This is a genomic window from Sphingobium sp. FW306-1B-F04DB (assembly GCF_058781925.1).
Window position 1 is genome coordinate 1 of sequence record NZ_JBYSXE010000083.1, and the last position, 7,812, is coordinate 7,812.

Genomic DNA, 7,812 nt, shown 5'->3' on the forward strand with positions numbered 1-7,812 from the left:
GACCTGTTGCCCTCACTGCGGCGGCAGTCTCTCGCCAGAACCAATCACATTTCTGCCAAAGTAGTGCTAGCTGTCTGCTTGCCCTGGATAAAAACTGAACCGAAGCTATCGTGCGTGCACTGGCCAGGGCACTTCGAATGACTGGAATTGCGAGCGGTTACTGCCTGGAACTTGTAGGTAGAAGGGAAGGGCAGCTCGACTCAATTGCGGATTCATCGAGCAGTGCTATTTAGCGGCTGCGCGTTGGTGCCACCGGGGGGCAGAAGATGCGGAATGCACGAGCGGGGGGGGCGCGTCGGCGACTGAAAGAGCGGCTCTGCTCCTCCGACTGCTTCTGGCGTCGCTCTTTATTGCGCATCTCTATTGGAAGTTCGTGATTTTCCCCGGAGTGCTGGAGGCTTGGTGGGAAAATCTGCTTAAGGCTGGATATCCGGCCTTCGTGCCTGCGTATGTCCTTTCGGCAGAACTTGCCGGCGCCCTGCTCCTGATCCCGGGCGTTCTGACCAGATATGTCGCCTGCTATGCCATGCCGATGATGCTGGGCGCGGCCCACTTCTGGATGATGCGCAATGGCTTCTTTTTCACGAAGGCTGGAGCCGAACTACCGCTCGTTTGGCTGGCGCTTCTTGGTATTCAGGCGGTTGCGGGGGATGGCCCCTTCGCAGCGGTCCGGTCACCGGATCCGCGTCGCGCGCTGGCATGGTTGCGGCGTCGCCGCCTTTCCGCTGTTCAGAACTGAGCCCGTCGTCGTGCCTCTCGGCGCACCTTCGTCCTGGGCTTCGCCGTCGCGTCGCTTGCGATGCCAACGTCCGCCAAAGGCCGGTTCATGCCCCTGTTCAACGGCAACAATCTCGACGGCTGGACCGCGGTCGGCGACGCCAACTGGATGGTGAAGGACGGCATGATCTGCGCGGACAAGGGCGGGTTCAGCTTTCTGGTGTCGGCGGCAAGCTACCGCGATTTCGACTTACGCGCCGAGTTGTGGGTCAGCCACGACGCCAACTCGGGCATCGTCATCCGCTGCTCAGATCGCGACCGGATCACTGCCGCGACCGCCTACGAGGTCAACATCTTCGACACCCGGCCCGATCCTGACTACGGCACCGGGGCCATTTTCAATGTGGCCAAGGTCTTCCCGATGCCCAAAGCGGGCGGTCGGTGGAACGTGATGGAAATCCGCGCGCGCGGCGACGTCTTTTCCGTCGCATTGAACGGTCGAAAGACGGTCGATTCCGCCCGGGACACTGCGCACGCCGACGGTCCTATCGCCCTGCAATATAGCGCCGGCGTTGTGAAGTTCCGGAGCGTCGGGATATCGGCGCTGTGATGCGTTTCTCGCCGGAGCTCTGAAGCCGGAAGATGACCGCTTTCCACGACTTTTCGGCTATTCGGTGGAGCTAAAACGCCGCTCAAACCCGGCCATCCATTGGCGGCATCGTGCCGAACAAACGATCGCCAGGGGGGAGCTCGCTAGCGCCATTGGACGACCAAAATTGTGCGGCCCATAATAGCGTAGCTCGATTGATCGTCATAACCTGTTTTCTACATCGGCGGCACAGTCTCTGTACTTATGTTGCTGGTATTGGCAGAATTTCGATGCCGTATTTCGGAATCGAACCAGTAATTGAAACAAATCTGTTGGTATGTGTTGTTGGTATGGGCTTGATTTATTGGCAGTTATGATTACAATTCATGATCTTGGCTAAACAATTCGAGGCCGGCCAGGGGCACCATTTCCGGTCAAAGATGGGCACCGCCGCCCCGGCGGGGTCCTCCGGGTGTGTGAGGCTTTTCTCGATCGCCGATTTGCGGCCGAAGATGCGTATCTCATCGGATGTTAGCTCCACGCGATCCATGAACAACCGGACATAGGCCGATCGGAAAGCGGATCGCCTTCGCGGAGAGTACACGTCATTGAGCTGCTGCGCGAAATCTACGATCATCTCCCCGGTAATTGCTTTTTTCGACATAGCGAGTTGACGCTCCAGATGCTGGACATCCCGTTCAAGGACGCTTTTGCGGGCGCGATTGTGCGCCATCCGCTCGACGAACAATGGCTCGTCCGGGCGCATCGCTTCGCCTTAAATGGCGAGGAGCAGGTTGGTTATGGCCTTCGACACACCGGGTATGCTGTACCACAGCGTCCTTGAGCGGCCGGGCTCGGACTTTCCCCGTCGGGCGGCGTCTCGAGAGTCAGATTGACCGGGCAGCCCGAGCGTTGGGCGTTCATGCGCGCTTCAAAAACCGATTGCGATATAAAATCAGTCGAGCTAACTCGCAACCGATTGCACAACACAATCAGAGTCGCGCGGGCGCGTTACGTGCGGAAAGGAAGTGGGCATGGCTAAGCTCGTGTTCGCAATGAACCAGTCCTTAGACGGCTACGTCGACCATATGGAGTTTGCGCCAAGTCCCACGCTCTTCCGCCACTTCATCGAACAGGCGCAGGGGCTGGCAGGCAGTGTGTACGGTCGCCAAATGTACGAGGTCATGCGTTATTGGGACGACGATCATCCCGAGTGGGATGCAGAGGAACGCGCCTTCGCGGCGGCGTGGCGGAGCCAGCCGAAATGGGTCGTATCGCGCTCGTTGAAGTCGGTCGGCCCCAACGCCGCGCTTGTTGAGGACGATCTCGAGGCGGTGGTTCGTAAGCTGAAAGCCGAGCGCGTCGGGGAGATCGAGGTTGCCGGACCAGACTTGGCGCGAAGCCTCACCGAACTTGGCCTGATAGATGAGTATCAAATCTACCTGCACCCTGTCGTGCTTGGCCACGGCAAGCCATACTTCGCCGGACCGCGGCCGCCGCTCCGCCTTGTGACTAGCGATCGGATTGGCGAGGATGTGATCAGGTTGACGTACGTTCCCGCTTAATCTCGCGACTCGCCGGATGGAAATCGCCGCGGACATCCTGTTTTGGGATGGACCCGAAGCGATGGGAACGGCCCGCTTTTGAGTCGAAAGCCGTTAGGGCCGCGTTCTCTGATCCGGCTCCCCAGCGCCACACGGCCATATCCTCACAAATTCACCCGAGCATTGGACGACGCGATTCGTTTGGCGATCCCCGACGCCCATTTCAAAAGTCGCAGCCTCTATCGAAACGCCTTTGCGCCATACTTTCGCGCGATCCTTGCTGCCTCGAGCGGATAGTCGTGGTCGACGCGCCAGAAGGCGTTGGCGGATCCCGCTGTCGATCGCGTCGTTCCAAGAGTGCAGATGATCCCGTCAGCGCGCCACCATGCCGCATCGTCCGGGAGATGTTCAAAAATCAACGAGCGGATTGGCGAGCTTCGAATGAAGAGCAAGTGGTCTCCGGGTTGGCGCGACAATTTCAGTTACCCGGTCATCAGCAATCAGCTGATCCAGAACATGGCGGCCGATCACGCCCGTGGCGCCGATCAGAAGGATGGTCCTGTTCAAGCCGCCTCCAGATTTTTGAACGACTGCTCTCGGTAGCTTCCAGACATCAGCCCTTCAGGAAATGGCGTAATAGAAGGTGAAAATTTCAAGGACGATCGGTGCGGTGATCACTAAGCTGCTGCCCGGCCATACCTTTCGTCCAAGTATCGAACGCCAAATACAAACGGAAAAAGGGCAGCATGTCGGTATAGACCCTGCCCTCCTTGCCCCAGTGCCGTTCGCCCCAGCCACCGCGATACTCTTCGGCTTCATAGGGCACGCCATATTCGTCGAGCGTATGCGTGAAGGCCTGAAGCGAGACGATGTGATCGACCGTCGTGTCGCCCCGCGCCCAGTCGAACTTGAAGCCTCTCAGCCGCTTCAGATTGCCAGCATAGCGTCCGACCTGCCTGTCGAGAAAGAAACTCTCCTGGAGCCGCTGCATCAGCGCGCCATCGACCTCCAGCCGGTCGCCCGTCCTGCGCGCCGGGGGATCAAAGAAGAGCGGCGGCCGGTGAGGCGCGGGCAAATGCGCCTGGAAGATCGAGGCGAAAATTTGAGAGAAGCCATCCGCCCGGAGTTCGTCGATCGAGCGCGCCCGCGCGAGAAGCGCCCAATCAGGTCGCGAGACCATGGGCTGCACGCCCGGCCCTACACCGATGGGATGCAGCGCATAGACCGAACCAAAGATCTCGGGGTGCCGCATGCCGAAGCGGATCGCGCCATAGCCGCCCATCCGATCACCGGCCACCCCACGGGATTCGCTGCGCGCGAGCGTTCGGTAATTGGCGTCGACATAAGGCACCAGCTCGCGCACCATGAAATCCTCCCAATTTCCGGTCGCGGGCGAATTGACGAACCATGAGCCGCCGACCGGCGTCGTAAAATCGGCCGTCACGACGATGACATCGCCGATGACGCCTTCAACGATCGCCTGGTCGATCAGAGCCTTGGCGTCGTGGTTCGCGAAAGGCGCCGTCTCATTCTCGAAGAATGGCGAGAGGAAGTAGATTACCGGAAACCGCTTGCGTGCGTCCACATAGCCGGCAGGCAGATAGATCGTCAGCTTGCGCTCGGGCGAGATACCGATCTGGCTGCTGGAAAAACTGTTGGACTGGATGCGCGCGGCAACAAGTCGGCCGCCCTTGGGCGCTGCGAGCGTCGGACCCGCGAACAGTACCGAGATCAGGCATAAGAGGCCCAGGCAAGCGCAGCTCGCCACGCTTGGCCGGCATCGTTCCCTGCTCGACCAGAATCCAGCCGCCATGGCGCGCCCTCCCGCCCAAGGCGAACGACAAATCGCGTTCCGGCCGCCTTGGCAATCCCTGTTCGTGAAATCGGGAATCTGTTCACGCCTGCGGGGGATCGTTCATGGCTTACTCTTCGCCGAACAGCCGTTCTTCAAATCAATGCACGAGAGCTGGTTCGTACTCCCTGATGTCCAGGCCGACGGCAGCATGATCGCATCCTCCCCGTTACGGCCAGGGGCGCAGCGCGACTGCGATCGCTGCCTCTCGCCCCGCCGACATGTGCATTTCGATTTCGGATTCGTCGGTCGCGACGCGCATCATCTGGAGGCTGCCGAGCATCAGGGCGAAGATCGCGTGCGCGCGCGCCCGGCGCTCGCCGGCGGTGCCGCCGAACGGGAGGTTGTTCGCGACAAGTGCCACGATCGGCTCGAGCCCGCGGACAAAATGCACGCGCACCGCCTCATCTTCGCGCGCAATTTCGGGTGCCAGGGCTGCCGCGGCGCAGCCGAGATCGGGCCATTCGCGATGCTCGGGCCGCAGATACTCATGGATGATCGCCTCGAGCCGACGATCCGGACTCGCCTTTTCTGCCGCGGCCTCGAGCAGCGCGCGCGTCCCGCCGAGCGCATAATCGACCGCCGCGGCGACGAGGTCCGAGCGCGACGAAAAATGGGCATAGAAGGCGCCATGCGTCAGGCCCGCATCGGCCATGATCGGCCGCACGCCGACGGCCATGAGCCCTTCCTTGCGGAAGCGCTCCGCGGCCTTGCGGACGATCTCGTCGCGCGACGCCTCCTTATGCCCGACCTTGTATTTTGCCACCCCGGCCGTCTCCAATCGGCGCGTGCGCGCCTTGCTATACGTAGCGGTCAGCGACGCTGCCGCTCATCACATCTCCAAGAAAGCGCTGTCGCTGCGCCTCCATGTCGTCCCATATCTGCTGCGTGCCGAGCGTGGGAATGGTTATTGTCTCGCCGGCATCGAGCCCCGCGAGCCCCGCGTCGACAAGCTGTTCGGCCGAGATGAAGGCGCTGGCGGGGAACACATCGTTACTGAGGCCCTGCGACGTGAAGAATTCGGTCCGTATCGGCCCCGGGAGCACGGCCTGGATGCGAATGTCCGTCTTTGCATATTCGAGCTGCAGCGATCTGGTGAAGTTGAGCACATAGGCCTTCGAACCGCTATAGGCCGCGCCCCCGGCCGACGGCGCAAAAGCGATGACCGAGGAGATGTTGACCAGCGATCCCGACCCGCTCTTGCGGAACGCCTCGAGCGCCGCGAGCGACAGGCGCGTGAGCGCGGAGATGTTGAGCCTGATCAGCTTTTCCTGCTTGTCGGCGCCGGCTGCCGCCGTCGGGCCGAGGCCCCCGGCGCCCGCATTATTGATGAGCATCGCGATCGGATGGTCGAGGATATACCGCTCGAGACGCGCGACATCGTCGTCCTTCTCAAGATCCGCGGCCATCGTCTCGACCGCGACACCGTGACGCTTTGCGAGATCGGCTGCCGCCTCGCTCAGGCGGTCGGCGCGGCGCGCGACCAGCAGAAGGTCGTGGCCGCGGGCCGCGAGCCGGTCGGCATAGGCGAGCCCGATACCCGAGGACGCGCCGGTGATGACGGCCATTCCCTTCAATGTCGTGTTTGTCATGTCAGCTTTCCTTGCGGGCCAGGTTCAGTCGTGGGTGCGGGGAAGCGGGCGGTTATCGGCGCGCCACCGCTTCTCGTCCTCGGTGCCTTGGCGTGGCGGATAGATGCCGTTGATCGACCAATAGTCGAAGGGGGTCTCGTCGACATGGATTTCCCAGTCATAGCCGCGGTCCCGCACGAAGGGCGCGATCACCTCGTTGACGCTGTCGATGAAGCGGCGGCTCTGGGCGAGATCGGAAAAGGAGCGCGCGATATGCTCAAGCACGAAGCGGACGTATCGGTCGGTCTTGACCCCGCCGACATAGAGGCTCTCGGCCGCGATCGGCTGGAAGACGATGCCGACATAGAAGCGCGGCATGTACGGCGCGTAGATGTCGGTGATCTTCTCGGCAAGGGTCGCCTTGTCGGCGTCACTCCATGCACTGACCGGGTGGTAGACGGTCCAAAGCGGCATCAGCGGTCTCCTCTGTCGAGCGGCTTCGCGCCGCGTCGAATCACGTATTACACTCGTAATATTACAAGTGCAATATTATAAAATTCTCGACAGCGGATGCACCCGCATATGCTGCGCCGCGACAGCCCGACAGGAGGCCGACATGGCTGGCGAGGAAAGGACCGCTCCCCTGCATCGGGGCTTTTGGCGGCTGTTCGGTGTCACCAGCTCGCGCATCAACCCGGAAAGTGATCGCCGAACATGGGATGGCCGCCCAGCGAGCTTTCGCGAGTGGCCTCATCCTGGATGACGTCCCAATGCTCGACCATCACGCCGTCCTCGAGACGCAGGATATCAACCACGACCCAGTTCGCCGGAAGGCCGAGGCCGGTAAAGCGGCCCTGCAGCATGACATAATCGCCTTCCGCCACCGCAAGTTGGCATTCATAGCGCAGGTCGGGGGGCCCGGCGGCGACGAGGCCGAAAAGCCCGTCGCGGCCCGCGGGAACCATTTCGAGCGCCCCGACTGGTACAACGCGTTCGACCACGACCCCGAGGAGGCGGTTCGCGTCCGGGTCCGTCTTTTGCGGGAGCTGGCGGCGACCGGCGAGCTGTTGCTGGCCACGCACCTGTCGTTCCCGTCTGTCGGCCGGGCGGCGGCCGACGGCGACGTCTTTCGTTGGGTCCCGGCCAACTGGGAGTACTGACCGCTTGCGGAATTGAGCGGCGGAGTGGCTCGGATGGCGCCAGCCACTCCGCTCAGCGACGATCCGACTCGTCAAGGTCGATTTGGCAATCGGCCGAGCCGGCTCCAGCCTTGAAGCCATTGTTCAACTTGAGATCGGCCGTGATCGGGTAGCATCCGAATTGGACCGAACGGCTTACTTGTCGGCGTGTCCCGACAGACGGCTTCTCGCAAGACCTCGGTGAAAGCTGCCCTTGATGTATCGTCAACCTTCACGCTGCTCGCGCCGACATCCCGGACCTTCAGCTCGCCTGATCCACCGGCTGAAACCGGCCATTATGGGATGGCCCGCCCCTTTTCCCCGGCATCGGATATGATGCCGGTGTTCGAAAAGGAAAGGA

At 61.6% G+C, this 7,812-nt stretch carries 11 protein-coding genes; 4 read left to right on the forward strand and 7 right to left on the reverse strand.

Going from position 1 to position 7,812, the window contains the following annotated elements:
- Positions 1-316 precede the first annotated feature (316 nt).
- Both AC3WJD_RS21180 and AC3WJD_RS21185 read left to right on the forward strand, forming a co-directional pair.
- Complete coding sequence (locus tag AC3WJD_RS21180; protein ID WP_492748752.1) at positions 317-739, forward strand: DoxX family protein; 423 nt, start codon at positions 317-319, stop codon at positions 737-739.
- Between the two features lie 87 nt (positions 740-826).
- On the forward strand, positions 827-1,327 hold the full coding sequence (locus AC3WJD_RS21185) for a 3-keto-disaccharide hydrolase (RefSeq protein ID WP_492748742.1): 501 nt from the start codon (positions 827-829) through the stop codon (positions 1,325-1,327).
- A 340-nt stretch (positions 1,328-1,667) separates the two neighbouring features.
- On the opposite strand, the gene AC3WJD_RS21190 is transcribed toward AC3WJD_RS21185, so the two are convergent.
- Positions 1,668-2,072, reverse strand: coding sequence for a hypothetical protein (locus AC3WJD_RS21190; protein ID WP_492748743.1), 405 nt, complete (start codon positions 2,070-2,072; stop codon positions 1,668-1,670).
- 268 nt (positions 2,073-2,340) lie between these two features.
- On the opposite strand from AC3WJD_RS21190, the gene AC3WJD_RS21195 reads away from it, so the two are divergent.
- Positions 2,341-2,871, forward strand: coding sequence for a dihydrofolate reductase family protein (locus AC3WJD_RS21195; protein ID WP_492748744.1), 531 nt, complete (start codon positions 2,341-2,343; stop codon positions 2,869-2,871).
- A 387-nt stretch (positions 2,872-3,258) separates the two neighbouring features.
- Here AC3WJD_RS21195 and AC3WJD_RS21200 read toward each other — a convergent pair whose 3' ends face one another.
- The 6 genes from AC3WJD_RS21200 to AC3WJD_RS21225 all read right to left on the reverse strand — a co-directional run bounded on the left by AC3WJD_RS21200 (position 3,259) and on the right by AC3WJD_RS21225 (position 7,355).
- Positions 3,259-3,417: a hypothetical protein gene (locus tag AC3WJD_RS21200; RefSeq protein WP_492748745.1), complete on the reverse strand. Its 159-nt coding sequence runs from the start codon at positions 3,415-3,417 to the stop codon at positions 3,259-3,261.
- 85 nt (positions 3,418-3,502) lie between these two features.
- Positions 3,503-4,618, reverse strand: coding sequence for an alpha/beta hydrolase (locus AC3WJD_RS21205; RefSeq protein WP_492748746.1), 1,116 nt, complete (start codon positions 4,616-4,618; stop codon positions 3,503-3,505).
- 253 nt (positions 4,619-4,871) lie between these two features.
- Positions 4,872-5,468: a TetR/AcrR family transcriptional regulator gene (locus AC3WJD_RS21210; protein WP_492748747.1), complete on the reverse strand. Its 597-nt coding sequence runs from the start codon at positions 5,466-5,468 to the stop codon at positions 4,872-4,874.
- Positions 5,469-5,502: 34 nt separating this feature from the next.
- A complete protein-coding gene (locus AC3WJD_RS21215; protein ID WP_492748748.1) occupies positions 5,503-6,294 on the reverse strand; it encodes an SDR family NAD(P)-dependent oxidoreductase in 792 nt (263 codons plus the stop codon).
- 24 nt (positions 6,295-6,318) lie between these two features.
- Complete coding sequence (locus AC3WJD_RS21220; protein WP_492748749.1) at positions 6,319-6,747, reverse strand: tautomerase family protein; 429 nt, start codon at positions 6,745-6,747, stop codon at positions 6,319-6,321.
- Between the two features lie 215 nt (positions 6,748-6,962).
- Entirely contained in the window at positions 6,963-7,355 is a 393-nt protein-coding gene (locus AC3WJD_RS21225; protein ID WP_492748750.1) for a nuclear transport factor 2 family protein, read from the reverse strand.
- A 264-nt stretch (positions 7,356-7,619) separates the two neighbouring features.
- On the opposite strand from AC3WJD_RS21225, the gene AC3WJD_RS21230 reads away from it, so the two are divergent.
- Positions 7,620-7,812 (forward strand): hypothetical protein (locus AC3WJD_RS21230; RefSeq protein ID WP_492748751.1); only part of this gene is annotated, 193 nt, incomplete at its 3' end.

Excerpts from the sequence above, each read along its gene's own strand:
- AC3WJD_RS21185 (WP_492748742.1), top strand. The coding sequence starts at position 827 with ATGCCCCTGTTCAACGGCAACAATCTCGACGGCTGGACCGCGGTCGGC.
- AC3WJD_RS21215 (WP_492748748.1), bottom strand. The coding sequence starts at position 6,294 with ATGACAAACACGACATTGAAGGGAATGGCCGTCATCACCGGCGCGTCC.
- AC3WJD_RS21195 (WP_492748744.1), top strand. The coding sequence starts at position 2,341 with ATGGCTAAGCTCGTGTTCGCAATGAACCAGTCCTTAGACGGCTACGTC.
- AC3WJD_RS21190 (WP_492748743.1), bottom strand. The coding sequence starts at position 2,072 with ATGCGCCCGGACGAGCCATTGTTCGTCGAGCGGATGGCGCACAATCGC.
- AC3WJD_RS21220 (WP_492748749.1), bottom strand. The coding sequence starts at position 6,747 with ATGCCGCTTTGGACCGTCTACCACCCGGTCAGTGCATGGAGTGACGCC.